General features: G+C 61.5%; 16 protein-coding genes. 10 read left to right on the plus strand and 6 right to left on the minus strand.

All coding sequences use genetic code 11. From position 1 onward, the window contains the following. The first annotated feature begins 8 nt into the window (after window positions 1–8). The 5 genes from kdgD (at window position 9) to OC71_RS20305 (ending at window position 6687) form a co-directional block, all read left to right on the plus strand. Complete coding sequence (kdgD, locus tag OC71_RS20285; protein WP_041072803.1) at window positions 9–920, plus strand: 5-dehydro-4-deoxyglucarate dehydratase; 912 nt, start codon at window positions 9–11, stop codon at window positions 918–920. Window positions 921–980: 60 nt separating this feature from the next. Further along, window positions 981–2426 carry an aldehyde dehydrogenase family protein gene (locus OC71_RS20290; RefSeq protein ID WP_041072805.1) on the plus strand — a complete coding sequence of 482 codons (1446 nt, stop codon included), beginning with the start codon at window positions 981–983 and terminating at the stop codon, window positions 2424–2426. Between the two features lie 156 nt (window positions 2427–2582). Further along, complete coding sequence (locus OC71_RS20295; protein ID WP_041072807.1) at window positions 2583–3947, plus strand: MFS transporter; 1365 nt, start codon at window positions 2583–2585, stop codon at window positions 3945–3947. A gap of 11 nt (window positions 3948–3958) precedes the next feature. Further along, window positions 3959–5512 (plus strand): galactarate dehydratase, encoded by a 1554-nt coding sequence (gene garD / locus OC71_RS20300; RefSeq protein ID WP_041072809.1) that lies wholly within the window; start codon window positions 3959–3961, stop codon window positions 5510–5512. 233 nt (window positions 5513–5745) lie between these two features. Further along, the gene (locus tag OC71_RS20305) at window positions 5746–6687 is read left to right on the plus strand and encodes an AEC family transporter (protein WP_041072811.1); all 942 of its coding nucleotides are present in this window, start codon (window positions 5746–5748) and stop codon (window positions 6685–6687) included. Between the two features lie 85 nt (window positions 6688–6772). On the opposite strand, the gene OC71_RS20310 is transcribed toward OC71_RS20305, so the two are convergent. From OC71_RS20310 to gatC, 6 genes are all read right to left on the minus strand, one after another. After that, window positions 6773–7150, minus strand: a complete 378-nt coding sequence (locus OC71_RS20310; protein WP_041072813.1) for a carboxymuconolactone decarboxylase family protein — start codon at window positions 7148–7150, stop codon at window positions 6773–6775. After that, window positions 7147–8208, minus strand: coding sequence for a calcium/sodium antiporter (locus OC71_RS20315; protein ID WP_041072814.1), 1062 nt, complete (start codon window positions 8206–8208; stop codon window positions 7147–7149). The genes OC71_RS20310 and OC71_RS20315 overlap by 4 nt, the downstream gene beginning before the upstream one ends. Before the next feature lie 46 nt (window positions 8209–8254). Further along, window positions 8255–8629: a septal ring lytic transglycosylase RlpA family protein gene (locus tag OC71_RS20320; RefSeq protein ID WP_041072815.1), complete on the minus strand. Its 375-nt coding sequence runs from the start codon at window positions 8627–8629 to the stop codon at window positions 8255–8257. Window positions 8630–8820: 191 nt separating this feature from the next. Beyond that, window positions 8821–10266: an Asp-tRNA(Asn)/Glu-tRNA(Gln) amidotransferase subunit GatB gene (gene gatB, locus OC71_RS20325; RefSeq protein WP_041072816.1), complete on the minus strand. Its 1446-nt coding sequence runs from the start codon at window positions 10264–10266 to the stop codon at window positions 8821–8823. Between the two features lie 10 nt (window positions 10267–10276). Then, window positions 10277–11728, minus strand: a complete 1452-nt coding sequence (gatA, locus tag OC71_RS20330; RefSeq protein ID WP_041072817.1) for an Asp-tRNA(Asn)/Glu-tRNA(Gln) amidotransferase subunit GatA — start codon at window positions 11726–11728, stop codon at window positions 10277–10279. 16 nt (window positions 11729–11744) lie between these two features. Beyond that, window positions 11745–12032 (minus strand): Asp-tRNA(Asn)/Glu-tRNA(Gln) amidotransferase subunit GatC, encoded by a 288-nt coding sequence (gatC, locus tag OC71_RS20335; protein ID WP_003221657.1) that lies wholly within the window; start codon window positions 12030–12032, stop codon window positions 11745–11747. Window positions 12033–12243: 211 nt separating this feature from the next. Here gatC and mreB point away from each other — a divergent pair, with 211 nt between their 5' ends. The 5 genes from mreB (at window position 12244) to rng (ending at window position 17198) form a co-directional block, all read left to right on the plus strand. Continuing rightward, window positions 12244–13281: a rod shape-determining protein MreB gene (mreB, locus tag OC71_RS20340; protein WP_002555108.1), complete on the plus strand. Its 1038-nt coding sequence runs from the start codon at window positions 12244–12246 to the stop codon at window positions 13279–13281. Between the two features lie 141 nt (window positions 13282–13422). Further along, window positions 13423–14550 carry a rod shape-determining protein MreC gene (gene mreC / locus OC71_RS20345; protein WP_084234255.1) on the plus strand — a complete coding sequence of 376 codons (1128 nt, stop codon included), beginning with the start codon at window positions 13423–13425 and terminating at the stop codon, window positions 14548–14550. After that, complete coding sequence (mreD, locus tag OC71_RS20350) at window positions 14550–15041, plus strand: rod shape-determining protein MreD (protein WP_003221660.1); 492 nt, start codon at window positions 14550–14552, stop codon at window positions 15039–15041. Before mreC ends, mreD begins: the two co-directional genes overlap by 1 nt. Before the next feature lie 44 nt (window positions 15042–15085). Next, on the plus strand, window positions 15086–15682 hold the full coding sequence (locus OC71_RS20355; RefSeq protein WP_041072825.1) for a nucleoside triphosphate pyrophosphatase: 597 nt from the start codon (window positions 15086–15088) through the stop codon (window positions 15680–15682). A gap of 58 nt (window positions 15683–15740) precedes the next feature. Continuing rightward, a complete protein-coding gene (gene rng / locus OC71_RS20360; RefSeq protein ID WP_007961585.1) occupies window positions 15741–17198 on the plus strand; it encodes a ribonuclease G in 1458 nt (485 codons plus the stop codon). The last annotated feature ends 10 nt before the right edge of the window (window positions 17199–17208 follow it).

Here is a 17208-nt window from a genome sequence, read left to right on the forward strand (position 1 = left end):
TTCGAATAATGAATCCACAAGAACTGAAGTCCATCCTCTCCGCCGGTCTGCTGTCGTTCCCGGTCACTGATTTCAATGCTCAGGGCGATTTCAACCGCGCCGGCTACATCAAGCGTCTGGAGTGGCTGGCCCCGTATGGCGCTTCAGCCTTGTTCGCCGCCGGCGGCACCGGTGAGTTCTTCTCCCTGGCCGCCAGCGAATACTCGGAAATCATCAAGACTGCCGTCGACACCTGCGCCAGCAGCGTGCCGATTCTGGCCGGTGTCGGCGGCTCGACCCGTCAAGCCATCGAGTACGCCCAGGAAGCTGAGCGTCTGGGCGCTAAAGGCCTGTTGCTGCTGCCGCACTATCTGACTGAGGCTAGCCAGGACGGCGTCGCCGCCCACGTTGAAGCGGTGTGCAAATCGGTGAACATCGGCGTGGTGGTCTACAACCGCAACGTCTGCCGCCTGACCGCGCCACTGCTGGAACGTCTGGCCGAGCGCTGCCCGAACCTGATCGGCTACAAGGACGGTCTGGGCGATATCGAGTTGATGGTGTCGATCCGTCGCCGCCTCGGTGATCGCTTCAGCTACCTCGGCGGCCTGCCGACTGCGGAAGTCTACGCCGCTGCCTACAAGGCACTGGGCGTGCCGGTTTACTCCTCGGCAGTGTTCAACTTCATCCCGAAAACCGCGATGGACTTCTACCACGCGATTGCCCGCGACGATCACGCCACCGTCGCCAGGATCATCGACGACTTCTTCCTGCCGTACCTGGACATCCGCAACCGCAAGGCCGGTTACGCCGTGAGCATCGTCAAGGCAGGCGCGAAAATCGCCGGCTATGACGCAGGCCCGGTGCGTGCACCGCTGACCGACCTGACCGGCGAAGAATTCGAAATGCTCGCCGCGCTGATCGACAAGCAAGGCGCGCAATAAACACCGACCCACAAGGCCGCTGAGCAATCAGCGGCTTTTGCGTAGAGAGGAGAATTTTCTGTGGCTGATTCCAAGCGTTACGACAACTACATCAACGGTGAATGGGTCGCCGGTGCCGATTACTCGGCGAACATCAACCCGTCCGAGCTGAGCGACACCATCGGCGACTACGCCAAGGCTGACCTGACTCAGGTTAACGCCGCCATCGATGCGGCCCGCGCCGCGTTCCCGGTGTGGTCGACTTCGGGCATTCAGGCCCGTCACGATGCGCTGGATAAAGTCGGCACGGAAATCCTCGCCCGTCGCGAAGAACTCGGCACCCTGCTGGCCCGGGAAGAGGGCAAGACCCTGCCCGAAGCCATCGGCGAAGTGACCCGCGCCGGCAACATCTTCAAGTTCTTCGCCGGTGAATGCCTGCGTCTGTCCGGCGACTACGTGCCGTCGGTGCGCCCGGGCGTCAACGTCGAAGTCACCCGCGAAGCCCTCGGCGTGGTCGGTCTGATCACCCCGTGGAACTTCCCGATTGCCATTCCGGCATGGAAAATCGCCCCGGCCCTGGCCTACGGCAACTGCGTGGTGCTCAAACCTGCCGATCTGGTGCCAGGTTGTGCCTGGGCGCTGGCGGAAATCATCTCCCGCGCTGGCTTCCCGGCCGGCGTGTTCAACCTGGTGATGGGCAGCGGTCGGGTGGTCGGCGAAGCGCTGGTCAACAGCCCGAAAGTTGATGGCATCAGCTTCACCGGCTCCGTCGGTGTGGGCCGGCAGATCGCCGTTAATTGCGTGTCGCGCCAGGCCAAGGTGCAGCTGGAAATGGGCGGCAAGAACCCGCAGATCATTCTCGACGACGCCGACCTCAAGCAAGCGGTCGAGCTGTCGGTGCAGAGCGCGTTCTACTCCACCGGCCAGCGTTGCACGGCGTCGAGCCGCTTGATCGTCACTGCCGGGATTCATGACAAGTTCGTTGAAGCCATGGCCGAGCGCATGCAGTCGATCAAGGTCGGCCACGCGCTGAAATCCGGCACCGACATCGGTCCGGTGGTTTCCCAGGCGCAGCTGGAACAGGACATGAAGTACATCGACATCGGCCAGTCCGAAGGTGCACGTCTGGTCAGCGGCGGTGGTCTGGTGACCTGCGACACCGAAGGCTACTTTCTCGCGCCAACGCTGTTTGCCGACAGCGCAGCGTCGATGCGCATCAGCCGTGAAGAGATTTTCGGCCCGGTGGCCAACGTCGTTCGCGTGGCCGATTACGAGGCGGCGCTGGCGATGGCCAACGACACCGAGTTCGGTCTGTCGGCCGGCATCGCCACCACGTCGCTGAAGTACGCCAACCACTTCAAGCGCCATTCGCAGGCCGGGATGGTGATGGTCAACCTGCCGACCGCCGGTGTCGATTACCACGTTCCGTTCGGGGGTCGTAAGGGTTCATCCTATGGCTCACGTGAGCAAGGCCGCTATGCGCAAGAGTTCTACACGGTCGTGAAGACCAGCTACATCGGCTCCTGAAGCAATACCCCTGTAGGAGCTGCCGAAGGCTGCGATCTTTTGATTTGTTTGAAGATCAAGATCAAAAGATCGCAGCCTTCGGCAGCTCCTACAGGGAATACATGCAGCACAACAGATTCACCCGCGCATAAAAATAATCAGTGGGAGTACATCTACATGCAATCGTCCAAGCCGACTCACGTCCGCTATTTGATCCTGCTCATGCTGTTTCTGGTGACTACGATCAACTACGCCGACCGCGCGACCATCGCCATCGCCGGTTCCAGCCTGCAAAAAGACCTCGGCATCGACGCGGTCACCCTCGGTTATATCTTCTCCGCTTTCGGGTGGGCCTACGTCGCCGGACAGATTCCCGGTGGCTGGCTGCTCGATCGCTTCGGCTCGAAAAAAGTCTACGCCCTGAGCATTTTCACCTGGTCGCTGTTCACCGTGCTGCAAGGCTTTGTCGGTGAATTCGGCATGTCCACGGCGATCGTTGCGCTGTTCATGCTGCGCTTCCTGGTCGGTCTGGCGGAGGCGCCATCCTTTCCCGGTAACGCACGGATTGTCGCGGCCTGGTTCCCGACCGCTGAACGCGGTACGGCCTCGGCGATCTTCAACTCGGCGCAATATTTCGCCACTGTACTGTTCGCGCCGCTGATGGGCTGGATCGTGTATCGCTTCGGCTGGGAGCACGTGTTCATTGTCATGGGTATCCTCGGCATCATCTTCTCGCTGGTCTGGCTCAAGGTTATCCACAGCCCGCGTCAACATCCGCTGGCCAACGAAGCCGAAGTGCAGTTCATCGCCGACAACGGCGGCATGGTCGACATGGATGTCAAGCAAGGCAAAAAATCCGACGGTCCGAAGTGGGATTACATCCGTCAGTTGCTGACCAACCGCATGATGCTCGGTGTATATCTGGGTCAGTACTGCATCAACGGCATCACCTATTTCTTCCTGACCTGGTTCCCGGTGTACCTGGTGCAGGAGCGCGGCATGACTATTCTCAAAGCCGGTTTCATTGCCTCGCTGCCGGCGATCTGCGGTTTCATCGGTGGCGTGCTTGGCGGGGTGATTTCCGATTACCTGCTGCGCAAAGGGCATTCGCTGACCTTCGCCCGCAAGGCGCCGATCATTGCCGGCTTGCTGGTCTCGAGCAGTATCGTGGCCTGCAACTATGTTGACGTGGAATGGATGGTCGTTGGTTTCATGGCATTGGCCTTCTTCGGCAAAGGCGTAGGCGCGCTGGGTTGGGCGGTGGTGTCCGACACTTCGCCAAAACAGATCGCTGGCCTGAGCGGCGGGTTGTTCAACACCTTCGGCAACCTTGCTTCGATTACCACGCCGATCGTGATCGGCTACATCATCAGCTCCACCGGTTCGTTCAAGTGGGCGCTAGTGTTCGTCGGTGCCAACGCACTGGTCGCGGTGTTCAGCTACCTGGTGATCGTCGGCCCGATCAAACGTGTGGTGCTCAAAGAGCCGCCAACCAACGGTGGTTCTGAAATCACCGGCAAATTGTCTCAAGCGCATTCCTGAGGAGCGGCGTCATGCAGTTGATTGAACATTCCGACTCGCCGCGCTACATCCGCCTGCACGAGCGGGACAACGTAGTGATTGTGGTCAACGACCAGGGAGTACCGGCCGGCACCGAGTTCCCGGACGGTCTGGTGACCGTGGACTTTGTGCCGCAGAGCCACAAGGTCACCCTCGAGGACATTCCCGAGGGCGGCCAGGTGATTCGCTACGGCCAGACCATCGGCTACGCGTTGCAGCCGATCCCGCGGGGCAGCTGGGTCAAGGAAGATCAACTGCGCATGCCGACCGCGCCGCCGCTGGACAGCCTGCCGCTGTCCACCGAAGTACCGGCCGCGCAGTCGCCGCTGGAAGGCTTCACGTTCGAGGGTTATCGCAACGCCGACGGCACCGTCGGCACGCGCAACATTCTCGGGATCACCACCACGGTGCAGTGCGTCACCGGCGTGCTCGATCACGCGGTGAAACGCATCAAGGACGAGTTGCTGCCGAAGTATCCGCACGTTGATGACGTGGTGGCGTTGACCCACAGTTACGGCTGCGGCGTGGCGATCACCGCCACCGATGCGTACATCCCGATCCGCACCGTGCGCAATCTGGCACGCAACCCGAACCTGGGTGGCGAAGCGCTGGTGATCAGCCTGGGCTGCGAGAAATTGCAGGCCGGGCAGGTGATGCACGAGGATGACGCCTCGGTGGATCTCAGCGAGCCGTGGCTGTATCGCCTGCAGGATTCCAGTCACGGTTTCACCGAGATGATCGAGCAGATCATGGCGCTGGCCGAAGTCCGTTTGCAGAAGCTTGACCAGCGCCGCCGCGAAACCGTGCCGGCGTCCGAGCTGATCCTCGGCATGCAATGCGGCGGCAGCGATGCGTTCTCCGGCATCACCGCCAACCCGGCGCTGGGTTACGCCTCGGACTTGCTGCTGCGCGCCGGGGCGACGGTGATGTTTTCCGAGGTCACCGAAGTGCGCGATGCGATCTATCTGCTGACCTCCCGTGCCGAGACCAAGACCGTGGCGCAGGAGCTGGTGCGCGAGATGGACTGGTACGACCGCTATCTGGCCAAGGGCGAAGCGGATCGCAGCGCCAATACCACGCCGGGCAACAAGAAAGGCGGGTTGTCGAACATTGTCGAGAAATCGCTGGGCTCGATCGTCAAATCCGGCAGCAGCGCGATCAATGGCGTGCTCGGCCCGGGCGAGCGGTTCAAGCAGAAGGGTTTGATCTTCTGCGCGACCCCGGCCAGTGATTTTGTCTGCGGCACCTTGCAGTTGGCCGCGGGGATGAACCTGCATGTGTTCACCACCGGGCGGGGCACGCCTTATGGCTTGGCCATGGCGCCGGTGGTCAAGGTCTCGACCCGGACCGAGCTGGCGCAACGCTGGCCGGATCTGATCGATATCGATGCCGGGCGGATTGCTACCGGTCGTGCGTCCATCGAGGCGTTGGGCTGGGAGTTGTTCCACTATTACCTGGATGTGGCGAGCGGCAAGCAGCAGACGTGGGCGGAGAAGCACAAGCTGCATAACGACATCACCCTGTTCAATCCGGCGCCGATTACCTGACCCTGTGGCGAGGGAGCTTGCTCCCGCTGGACTGCGTAGCAGTCCCATTTTTTGGGGCCGCTTCGCGACCCAGCGGGAGCAAGCTCCCTCGCCACAGGTGTGACCGCTCCCACATTGGATGTGTAGTGTTTCTGTGGGAGCGAGCCTGCTCGCGAAAGCGATCCAACAGACGCCAAAGGATCGGGTGGCTTATCATTAAGCCCTGACGACGCTCACCCAAAGGCTCCCCCGGCATGCTGGCAATCTTCCTCGAAACCCTGAACATCACCGCGCCGGTGTTCGCCATGCTGTTCCTCGGGGTGTTGCTCAAGCGCATCGACTGGATCAACGACAACTTCATCCACACTGCCTCAGCGCTGGTGTTCAACGTCAGCATGCCGGCACTGCTGTTTCTCGGGATTCTGCATGCGGATCTGCACGCCGCGCTGCAACCGGCGCTGCTGATCTATTTTGCAGTCGCCACGCTGGTGAGTTTTGCCCTGGCCTGGGGCTGGGCGATCATCAAGTGCCCGCGTGAAGATCGCGGCATCTACACCCAGGGCGCGTTTCGCGGCAACAACGGGGTGATTGGTCTGGCGCTGGCGGCGAGCATGTACGGCGACTACGGGATTTCCCTCGGGGCAATTCTCGCGGCGCTGGTGATCCTGTTCTACAACACGCTGTCGACCATCGTGCTTGCGGTGTACAGCCCGGTGATCAAGTCCGATCCGTGGAGCATCTGCAAAAGCGTGTTCAGCAATCCGCTGATCATCAGCGTGATTGCCGCCGCACCGTTCGCGTATTTCCAGATCAGCCTGCCAGGCTGGCTGGAAACCTCCGGCCAGTATCTGGCGCAAACCACCTTGCCGCTGGCGCTGATCTGCATTGGCGGCACGCTGTCATTAGCGGCGCTGCGCAAGAGCGGGAGCATGGCGCTCAGTTCGAGTCTGGTGAAGATGATCGGTTTGCCGGTGCTGGCGACGCTCGGTGCGTGGCTGTGGGGCTTTCGCGGAGCGGAGCTGGGGATTCTGTTTCTGTACTTCGGCAGCCCGACGGCGGCGGCGAGTTTCGTCATGGCCCGGGCAGCGCAGGGCAATCATGAGCTGGCAGCGGCGATCATTGTGCTGACCACGCTGATGGCGGCGGTGACCACCAATATCGGGATCTTTCTGTTGCAGTGGGGTGGGTGGATCTGAAGGGCAAGATCAAAAGATCGCAGCCTGCGGCAGCTCCTACATTGGAATGCGTTCTCCTGTAGGAGCTGCCGAAGGCTGCGATCTTTTAGTTTTTCTGATAACTGTCGATCACTTCCTGCGCCGCGCGAAACGCATCAATCGCCGCCGGCACCCCGGCATACACCGCGCAATGCAGCAGCGCCTCACGAATCTCCTCGACCGTGCAGCCATTGTTCAGCGCACCGCGCACGTGGCCCTTCAATTCCTGCGGGCACTTCAATGCGGTCAGCGCTGCAAGGGTAATCAGGCTGCGGGTTTTCAGCGGCAGACCTTCGCGATTCCACACGCCGCCCCAGGCGTGTTCATTGACGAAATCCTGCAGCGGCTGGGTGAACTCGGTGGCGTTGCCCAGCGCGCGATCAACGAACGCATCGCCCATTACCTGACGGCGCATTTCAACCCCGGTTTTCTGCGAATCGGTCATGGCACATCCCTCTTGTGGTGTTGGCGGCGCCAGGCGCGTACGGACGTGAACAACAGAAACGCCAGCAGCGTTGGCAGCACGTAAAACAGCATCAGCTTTTCCAGTTTGCCGGCCAGTGGCATGCCGGTGGTGAACGACACCACGTGCAGCCCGTAAGCCGCGTACAAACCGAGCAACAACAAACCTTCAGCGCGGGTCACGCGATAGCCGGAATAGAACACCGGCAGGCACAGCGCGGCGACGCCAAGCATCACCGGCAGGTCGAAATCCAGTGCGTTGGGCGAGACCGACAACGGTGTCGGTGCGATCAGTGCGGTAACGCCGAGCACCCCGAGCAGGTTGAACAGGTTGGCGCCGATCACGTTGCCCACGGCGATATCGCGCTGCCCGCGCAGTGCGGCGATCAGCGAGGTGGCGAGCTCCGGCAGCGAGGTGCCGACCGCGACCACGGTCAGGCCGATTACTCGTTCGGAGAAGCCCAGATCCGTCGCCACCGCCACCGCTGCGCCGAGCAGCAAATGCCCGGCGAACACCAGCAGCGCCAGACCGACGACGATCATCAACAGACTGCTGAACCACGGCACCTGCGGGGCTTGCGGCAATTGCGAATGCGGACGCGCCGAGTGCCGCGACTGGCGCAGCAACAAACTGAGGTACAACGCCAATGCCGCGAGCAGCAGCACGCCGTCGAAGCGACCGATCTGTTCGTTCCAGGCGAGGACAAACACCAGCAGGCTGGCGCCGATCATCAGCGGAATATCCAGGCGCACCAGTTGCCGCGAGACCCGCAGCGGAATGATCAGCGCCGACAGACCGAGGGTCACGAGGATGTTGAAGATGCTGCTGCCGATCACGCTGCCGACGGCGATGTCGGGGTTGTGCGTCAGGGTCGCTTGCAGGCTGACCGCCATTTGCGGGGCGCTGCTGCCGAGGGCGACGATGGTCAGGCCGATGATCAGCGGGCGCACATGCAGGCGCGCGGCCAGACGCACCGCGGCGCGCACCATCAGTTCGGCGCCGAGGATCAACAGGATCAGGCCGCTGAGCAACTCGATCACGTTGATCAGCGGTAAATCGGCCAGAGCAAAAATGGTCAGCGCTCCATCAGTCGTCGAGGGCCTGTATGCGCACGCGTGCCGTGCCGCTGCCTAGCATGCCAAGGCGTTCGGCGGCTTCACGGGAGACATCGATCAAGCGGCCACGGGTGTGCGGGCCGCGATCGTTGATGCGCACAACGCAGGATTTGTCGTTTTTCAGGTTGGTGACCTTCACCCGCGTGCCGAACGGCAGTTGGCGATGGGCGGCGGTCAGGGAATTCTGGTTGAACGCTTCGCCGCTGGCGGTGCGTTTACCGTGGTGCTTGGCACCGTAATAGGAAGCGACGCCAGTCTGGTCGTAACCGTGCGGGTCGATGATGTCGTTGCTGGCGCAACCGGCGAGCAAGGAGAGCAGGGCGCAGGCGCCGAGCAGGCGTTTCATTCGAAAGCTCCCAGAATAATTGTGGCGAGGGAGCTTGCTCCCGCTCGGCCGCGAAGCGGTCGCAAAACCAGCAACCGCATTCTTTCCGAAAGAGTGCGGATGCCGACGGGGGGCTGCTGCGCAGACCAGCGGGAGCAAGCTCCCTCGCCACAGGGGATCAGAGCCAGTAACAAATGCTGGCTCCATTGTGGTCAGCCTTCGAGCTTGCTTTTCAGCAGTTCGTTCACTTGCTGCGGGTTGGCCTTGCCTTTCGAAGCCTTCATGGCCTGACCCACAAAGAAGCCGAACATCTTGCCGCGTTTCGCTTCGTCTGCCGCGCGGTATTGTTCGACCTGCTCGGCATTGGCCGCGAGCATTTCGTCCAGTACCGCCGAGATCGCGCCGCTGTCGGTCACTTGCTTGAGGCCGCGCTTGTCGATGATCTCGTCCGCCGTGCCTTCGCCGTTGGCCATCGCTTCGAACACCACTTTGGCGATCTTGCCGGAGATGGTGTTGTCCTTGATGCGCTGCAGCATGCCGCCCAACAGCTCGGCGGAGACCGGCGAGTCCTCGATGTCCAGGCCTTGCTTGTTGAGCAGGCTGCCCAACTCGACCATCACCCAGTTCGCCGCCAGTTTGGCGTCGCCGCCGATGGCCGCGACTTTCTCGAAGTAGTCCGCTTGCTCACGGCTGGTGGCCAGCACGTTGGCGTCGTAGGCCGACAGACCGAACTGGCTCTGGAAGCGCTCGCGCTTTTGCGGTGGCAGTTCCGGCAGAGTGGCGCGCACCTCGCCGAGGAACGACTCTTCGATGACCACCGGCAGCAGGTCCGGATCGGGGAAGTAACGGTAGTCGTTGGCTTCCTCTTTGGAACGCATCGGACGGGTCTCGTCCTTGTTCGGATCGTACAGACGGGTCTGCTGGATCACTTTGCCGCCGTCTTCGATCAGCTCGATCTGCCGCTGGATCTCGGAGTTGATCGCCTTCTCGATGAAGCGGAACGAGTTGACGTTCTTGATCTCGCAGCGGGTGCCGAACTCGACCTGGCCTTTCGGGCGGACCGAGACGTTGCAGTCGCAACGCAGCGAGCCTTCGGCCATGTTGCCGTCGCAGATGCCCAGGTAACGCACCAGCGCGTGGATCGCTTTGACGTAAGCCACGGCTTCCTTGGCGCTGCGCATGTCCGGCTCGGAAACGATTTCCAGCAGCGGCGTGCCGGCACGGTTCAGGTCGATGCCGGTGGCACCGTTGAATTCTTCGTGCAGGCTCTTGCCAGCGTCTTCTTCCAGGTGCGCGCGGGTGATGCCAACGCGTTTGACCGTGCCGTCTTCCAGGGCGATGTCCAGGTGGCCCTTGCCGACGATCGGCAATTCCATCTGGCTGATCTGGTAACCCTTCGGCAAGTCCGGGTAGAAGTAGTTTTTGCGGGCGAACACGTTGTGCTGACCGATCTCGGCGTCAATCGCCAGACCGAACATCACCGCCATGCGTACCGCTTCCTGGTTCAGCACCGGCAATACGCCGGGCATGCCCAGGTCGATCAGGCTGGCCTGGGTGTTTGGCTCGGAGCCGAACTGGGTGGAACTACCGGAAAAGATTTTCGACCGGGTAGTGAGCTGAGTGTGAATCTCCAGCCCGATCACGACTTCCCATTGCATGTGTGTCTCCTCAGAAGCCGGTTGGGGTGCGGGTGTGCCAGTCAGTGTTGAGCTGATACTGGTGCGCAACGTTGAGCAAACGGCCTTCCTGGAAATACGGCGCGAGCAACTGCACGCCCACCGGCAGACCGTCGACAAAGCCGGCCGGCATCGACAGACCCGGCAGGCCTGCGAGGTTGGCGGTGATGGTGTAGACGTCTTCCAGATAGGCAGCGACCGGATCGCTGTTCTTCGCGCCGAGCTTCCAGGCCGGGTTCGGCGTGGTCGGGCCGAGGATGATATCGACTTCATTGAAGGCCGCCATGAAGTCGTTCTTCACCAGGCGGCGGATCTTCTGCGCTTTCAGGTAGTAGGCGTCGTAGTAACCGGCGGACAGCGCGTAGGCGCCGACCATGATCCGGCGCTGCACTTCAGGCCCGAAGCCTTCGCCACGCGAGCGCTTGTACAGGTCGATCAGGTTTTCCGGGTTCTCGCAGCGATGGCCGAAGCGCACGCCGTCGAAACGCGACAGGTTCGAAGAGGCTTCGGCCGGGGCGATCACGTAGTACGCAGGAATCGCGTGCTGCATGTTCGGCAGGCTGATTTCCTTGATCACGGCGCCGAGCTTCTGCAGCTCTTTGATACTGTTCTGGATCAGTTCGGCGATGCGCGGGTCGAGACCGGCGCTGAAGTATTCCTTCGGCACGCCGATGCGCAGGCCTTGCAGCGAAGTGTTGAGACTCGCGGAGTAATCCGGAACCGGCTCATCGATGCTGGTCGAATCGTTCTGATCGAACCCGGCCATACCTTGCAACAAAATCGCGCAGTCTTCGGCGGTGCGAGCCAGCGGGCCGCCCTGATCGAGACTTGAGGCATAAGCGATCATGCCCCAGCGCGATACGCGACCGTAGGTCGGTTTCAGACCGGTGAGGTTGGTGAACGCGGCGGGCTGACGGATCGAACCACCGGTGTCGGTGGCCGTGGCCGCCGGCAACAGGCGCGCGGCAACCGCGGCGGCCGAACCACCGGACGAACCGCCCGGTACGTGTTCCAGGTTCCACGGGTTTTTCACCGCGCCGTACCAGCTCGACTCGTTGGCCGAACCCATGGCGAACTCGTCCATGTTGGTCTTGCCCAGGGTCACGGCGCCGGCAGCCGCCAGTTTCGCAACCACGGTGGCGTCGTACGGGGCCTTGAAGTTGTCGAGCATCTTCGAGCCGCAACTGGTGCGGATGCCCTGGGTGCAGAACAGGTCCTTGTGGGCGATCGGCGCGCCAAGCAGGGCGCCGCTCTCACCGTTGGCCCGGCGCGCGTCGGCGGCTTTCGCCTGCGCAAGCGCCAGCTCTTCGGTGAGGCTGATGAAGCTGTTGAGCTGCGGATCGAGCTGGGTAATACGCGCCAGCAGGACTTTGGTCAGCTCTTCGGAGGAAAACTTTTTATCGGCGAGACCGCGGGCGATCTCGGCCAGAGTCATTTGATGCATTGCAGGCTCTTTCCCTTTAGTCGATGACTTTCGGAACCAGATACAGGCCGTTTTCGACCGCTGGTGCGATGGACTGGTAAGCCTCGCGGTGATTGGTCTCGGTCACGACGTCGGCGCGCAGGCGCTGACTGGCTTCCAGCGGGTGGGCCAAAGGCTCGATACCGTCGGTATCGACGGCCTGCATTTCGTCGACCAGCCCGAGAATGCTGTTGAGGGCGGAAGTAATGTGCGGAAGATCGGCATCATTCAGGCCAAGGCAGGCCAGATGCGCGATTTTTTCCACGTCGGAGCGTTCTAGCGCCATCGGGATTCTCCAGTGGAAAACAGAACGGACGGCGTCCGTGTGTTAGATTGTCGGAACACTACCGCACTTCTACGGTCATAAGGCCGCGATTGTGGGGCTTGGTGCACAGAAAAGCGGCCAATTTAACATATTGGCGCCTTGCCCAAAATCCCTGTCGTTGTTAGAGTTTGCCGCACTTTTTTACCCACGCGTTGCCTAGGGTCCCTTTCCCATGTTCAAGAAACTGCGTGGCATGTTTTCCAGCGATCTTTCCATTGACCTGGGCACTGCCAACACCCTTATTTACGTGCGCGAGCGCGGTATCGTCCTGAATGAGCCATCGGTTGTGGCCATTCGGACACACGGTAACCAGAAAAGTGTCGTCGCTGTCGGCACCGAAGCCAAGCGCATGCTCGGCCGTACGCCGGGCAACATTGCTGCCATTCGTCCGATGAAGGACGGCGTCATTGCCGACTTCAGCGTCTGCGAAAAGATGCTGCAATACTTTATCAACAAGGTTCACGAAAACAGCTTTCTGCAGCCCAGCCCTCGTGTGCTGATCTGCGTTCCATGCAAATCCACCCAGGTTGAGCGTCGTGCCATCCGTGAATCGGCCCTTGGTGCCGGTGCCCGTGAAGTGTTCCTGATCGAAGAGCCGATGGCTGCTGCGATCGGTGCCGGCCTGCCGGTTGAAGAAGCCCGTGGCTCGATGGTCGTCGATATCGGCGGTGGTACCACCGAAATCGCGCTGATCTCCCTGAACGGTGTGGTCTATGCCGAATCCGTCCGCGTGGGCGGCGACCGCTTCGACGAAGCGATCATCACCTACGTGCGCCGTAACTACGGCAGCCTGATCGGTGAATCGACTGCCGAGCGCATCAAGCAGGAAATCGGTACGGCCTACCCGGGCGGCGAAGTTCGCGAAGTCGACGTTCGCGGTCGCAACCTGGCCGAAGGCGTTCCACGCGCATTCACCCTGAACTCCAACGAGGTGCTGGAAGCTCTGCAAGAGTCTCTGGCAACCATCGTTCAGGCGGTGAAAAGCGCCCTGGAGCAATCGCCGCCGGAACTGGCTTCCGACATCGCCGAGCGTGGTCTGGTGCTGACCGGTGGTGGCGCGCTGCTGCGTGACCTCGACAAGTTGCTGGCCCAGGAAACCGGTCTGCCGGTGATCGTTGCCGAAGACCCGCTGACCTGCGTTGCTCGCGGCGGTGGCCGTGCATTGGAAATGATGGACAAGCACACCATGGACCTGCTCTCCAGCGAATAAGCGCTGGGTTGCAATACGTGGGTGAGCGCACAGGCAGCACTTTGCAGTGCTGCCTGTTGGCGTTTATCTTCTGTCAGTCTTCATCCAGGCCGGTTTGATGCCGTATGAATAAACAGAACATTTGCCTGGGAGGAGCGGCTTATTAAACCGCTTTTCGCCAAGGGCCCTTCGTTGGGCGTGCGCCTGTTGGTGCTGGCCGTGCTGTCGGTCGCGCTGATGGTGGTCGATGCCCGCTTCAGTCTGCTCAAACCTGCACGCAGCCAGATGTCGCTGGTGCTGATGGACGCCTACTGGATCACCGACCTGCCCGGCCGGTTGTGGGACGGTGTCGCCAGTCAGTTTGGCAGTCGCACCGAGCTTGTCGCCGAAAACGAAAAACTCAAGACCGAGAACCTGCTGTTGCAGGGCCGCATGCAAAAGCTCGCCGCTCTCACCGAGCAGAACGTGCGGCTGCGCGAGTTGCTCAATTCCTCCGCACTGGTCAACGAAAAGGTCGAAGTGGCCGAGTTGATTGGCATGGACCCCAATCCCTTCACCCATCGCATCATCATCAATAAGGGTGAGCGCGATGGCGTGGTGCTCGGTCAGCCGGTGCTCGATGCGCGCGGTCTGATGGGCCAGGTGGTCGAGTTGATGCCGTACACCTCCCGTGTGCTGCTGCTGACCGACACCACGCACAGCATTCCTGTCCAGGTGAACCGTAACGGTCTGCGGGCGATTGCCAGCGGTACCGGCAACCCGGAACGTCTGGAACTGCGGCACGTCGCCGATACCGCTGACATCAAGGAAGGCGATCTGCTGGTCAGCTCCGGCCTCGGGCAGCGCTTCCCGGCCGGTTATCCGGTGGCAACGGTCAAGGAAGTCATCCACGACTCCGGTCAGCCTTTCGCGATTGTCCGTGCGGTGCCGACCGCTGCGTTGAACCGCAGCCGTTATCTGCTGCTGGTATTCAGCGACAACCGCACCGCCGAAGAGCGCGCCAACGATGCGGCGCAGGCTCAGGAAAATCTTGATGCGCAGGGCGGTGGACCGGTGATTCCGGCCACGGTGCCGAAAACCGTGACACCGCCTGCAGCGGTGCCTGCGCCGGCCGCGACCGCCACGCCGGCAGTCAGTGCTACGCCGGCCAAACCGGTCGCCAGCAAGCCCCCTGCCAAACCAACTGCAGCCACGCCCGCGAATAGCCGGCCTGCAGCGTCCCAGCCGGCGGTTCGACCAGCGGCCAAACCGCCTGTCACCACGCCGGCCAACACCGGGAGACAAGAATAATGGTCGGGGCTACCGCTTCGCGTAACGGTTGGATGGTCTGGCTGACGTTTCTCATCGGCCTGCTGCTCAGTGTGTCGCCGATGCCGCAATTCATGGAGATCCTGCGCCCGCTGTGGCTGGCGCTGCTTCTGGCGTTCTGGGCTCTGGCCCTGCCGCAAACGGTCGGCATGGTGACCGCGTTTTGCCTGGGACTGGCCGAAGACGTGCTGTACGGCACGCTGCTTGGGCAGAACGCGTTGATCCTGACGCTGATCACCTTCCTGGTGCTGTCGTTGCAGCAGCGTCTGCGGATGTTCCCGATGTGGCAGCAATGCCTGGTGATCCTGGTGATCTTCGGCCTCGCTCAGCTGGTTCAACTGTGGCTCAGCGCGCTGACCGGCAACCGCCAGCCAACGCTGGCACTGGTGCTGCCGGCATTGACCAGCGCGTTGCTCTGGCCCTGGGTCAGCTTCGCTTTGCGTGGATTGCGCCGGCGCTACAAAATCAACTGATTCGGTCAGGCATGTGCCCGCACCTCGACAAGGGAGATGTCTTGATGAAGCCGCTTTACCTCGCCTCTGGTTCGCCGCGCCGGCGTGAATTGCTCACGCAGATCGGCGTGCCGTTCTCCGCCATCAGCGCGGAAATCGACGAAACCCCGCTTGCCGAAGAATCGCCTTCGGCCTATGTCGAGCGCCTGGCGCGTGGCAAGGCCGAGGCCGGTCGACGCGCGCTCGCCTGCGACGCGGCGTTTTGCGTACTGGGGGCGGACACTGCCGTGGTCCTCGACGGTAAAATTCTTGGCAAACCGGTGGACGAAGTCGACGCATGCGCCATGCTGATGATGTTGTCCGGCAAGGAGCATGAAGTGCTGACCGCCATCGCTGTGCTGGAAGGCCAGCATTGCGAGTCGCGCGTGGTGCGCAGTCTGGTGCGCTTCCGCCCGATCAGCCGCGAAGAGGCTGCGGCCTACTGGGCCAGTGGCGAGCCTCGGGACAAGGCCGGCGGTTATGGCATTCAGGGCCTCGGCGCGGTGTTTGTCGCCGGGCTCAATGGCAGCTATTCGGCGGTGGTCGGGCTGCCGGTTTGCGAAACCGCAGAACTGTTGGGCCATTTCGGCATACCCTGTTGGCAAAACCTGAACGCGCAATGAGCGTCGTATGGATCAAGATGCGGCCATTATCGTGAACATGCCTGAACGAGACCCTGCCATGAGTGAAGAGATTCTGATCAACATCACGCCGATGGAATCGCGCGTGGCGGTGGTCGAAAACGGTGTGCTGCAAGAAGTCCACGTCGAGCGCACGCAAAAACGCGGGATCGTCGGCAACATCTATAAAGGCAAGATCGTCAGGGTGCTGCCGGGCATGCAGGCGGCATTTGTCGATATCGGTCTGGACCGTGCGGCATTCATTCACGCCTCGGAAATTTCCCTGCGCGAAGGCCCGGCGGTGGAAAGCATCAGCGCGCTGGTGCATGAAGGCCAGAGCCTGGTGGTGCAAGTCACCAAGGATCCGATCGGTTCGAAAGGCGCACGTTTGACCACCCAGCTGTCGATCCCGTCGCGCTATCTGGTGTACATGCCGCGCACCGCCCATGTCGGCATTTCCCTGAAGATCGAAGACGAAGCCGAGCGCGAGCGCCTCAAGCAGGTGGTCAGCGATTGCGTGGCCAAGGAAGGAATCAAGGAGGCCGGTGGCTTCATCCTGCGTACCGCCGCCGAAGGCGCCGGGGCCGATGAAATCCTCATGGACATCCGCTACCTGCGGCGCCTGTGGGACCAGATCAATGCGCAGATCCAGACCATCGGCGCACCGAGCGTGATCTACGAAGACCTCGGTCTGGCGCTGCGTACCCTGCGCGATCTGGTCAGCCCGAAGATCGAGAAAATCCGCATCGACTCCCGGGAAACCTTCCAGAAAACCACGCAGTTTGTCGCCGAACTGATGCCGGAAATCGCCGATCGTCTGGAGCACTACCCGGGTGAGCGACCGATTTTCGACCTGTATGGCGTCGAAGACGAAATCCAGAAAGCCCTTGAACGCAAAGTGCCTCTCAAGTCCGGTGGTTATCTGGTGGTCGATCCGGCGGAAGCCATGACCACCATTGACGTCAACACCGGGGCCTTCGTCGGCCATCGCAACCTTGAAGAAACCATCTTCAAGACCAACCTTGAAGCCGCGACCGCGATTGCCCGGCAGATGCGCCTGCGCAATCTGGGCGGGATCATCATCATCGACTTCATCGACATGGAAGATGAAGAGCACCAGCGTCAAGTGCTGCGTACCCTGGAAAAACAGCTGGAGCGCGATCACGCCAAGACCAACATCATCGGCATCACCGAGTTGGGCCTGGTGCAGATGACCCGCAAACGTACCCGCGAAAGTCTTGAGCAAGTGCTGTGCGAGCCGTGCAGCAGCTGTCAGGGGCGCGGCAAGCTGAAGACTCCGGAAACCATCTGTTACGAGATCTTCCGCGAAATTCTGCGCGAGGCCCGCGCCTATCAGGCCGAGGGGTACCGGGTGTTGGCGAACCAGAAAGTGGTGGATCGCCTGCTCGATGAAGAATCCGGTAACGTCGCCGAGCTTGAAGGTTTCATCGGTCGCACCATACGCTTTCAGGTCGAAACCATGTATTCCCAGGAACAATATGATGTGGTGCTGCTCTGATCCCCTGCAG

The organism is Pseudomonas sp. W15Feb9B, from assembly GCF_000828175.1.
GTDB lineage: Bacteria > Pseudomonadota > Gammaproteobacteria > Pseudomonadales > Pseudomonadaceae > Aquipseudomonas > Aquipseudomonas parakoreensis.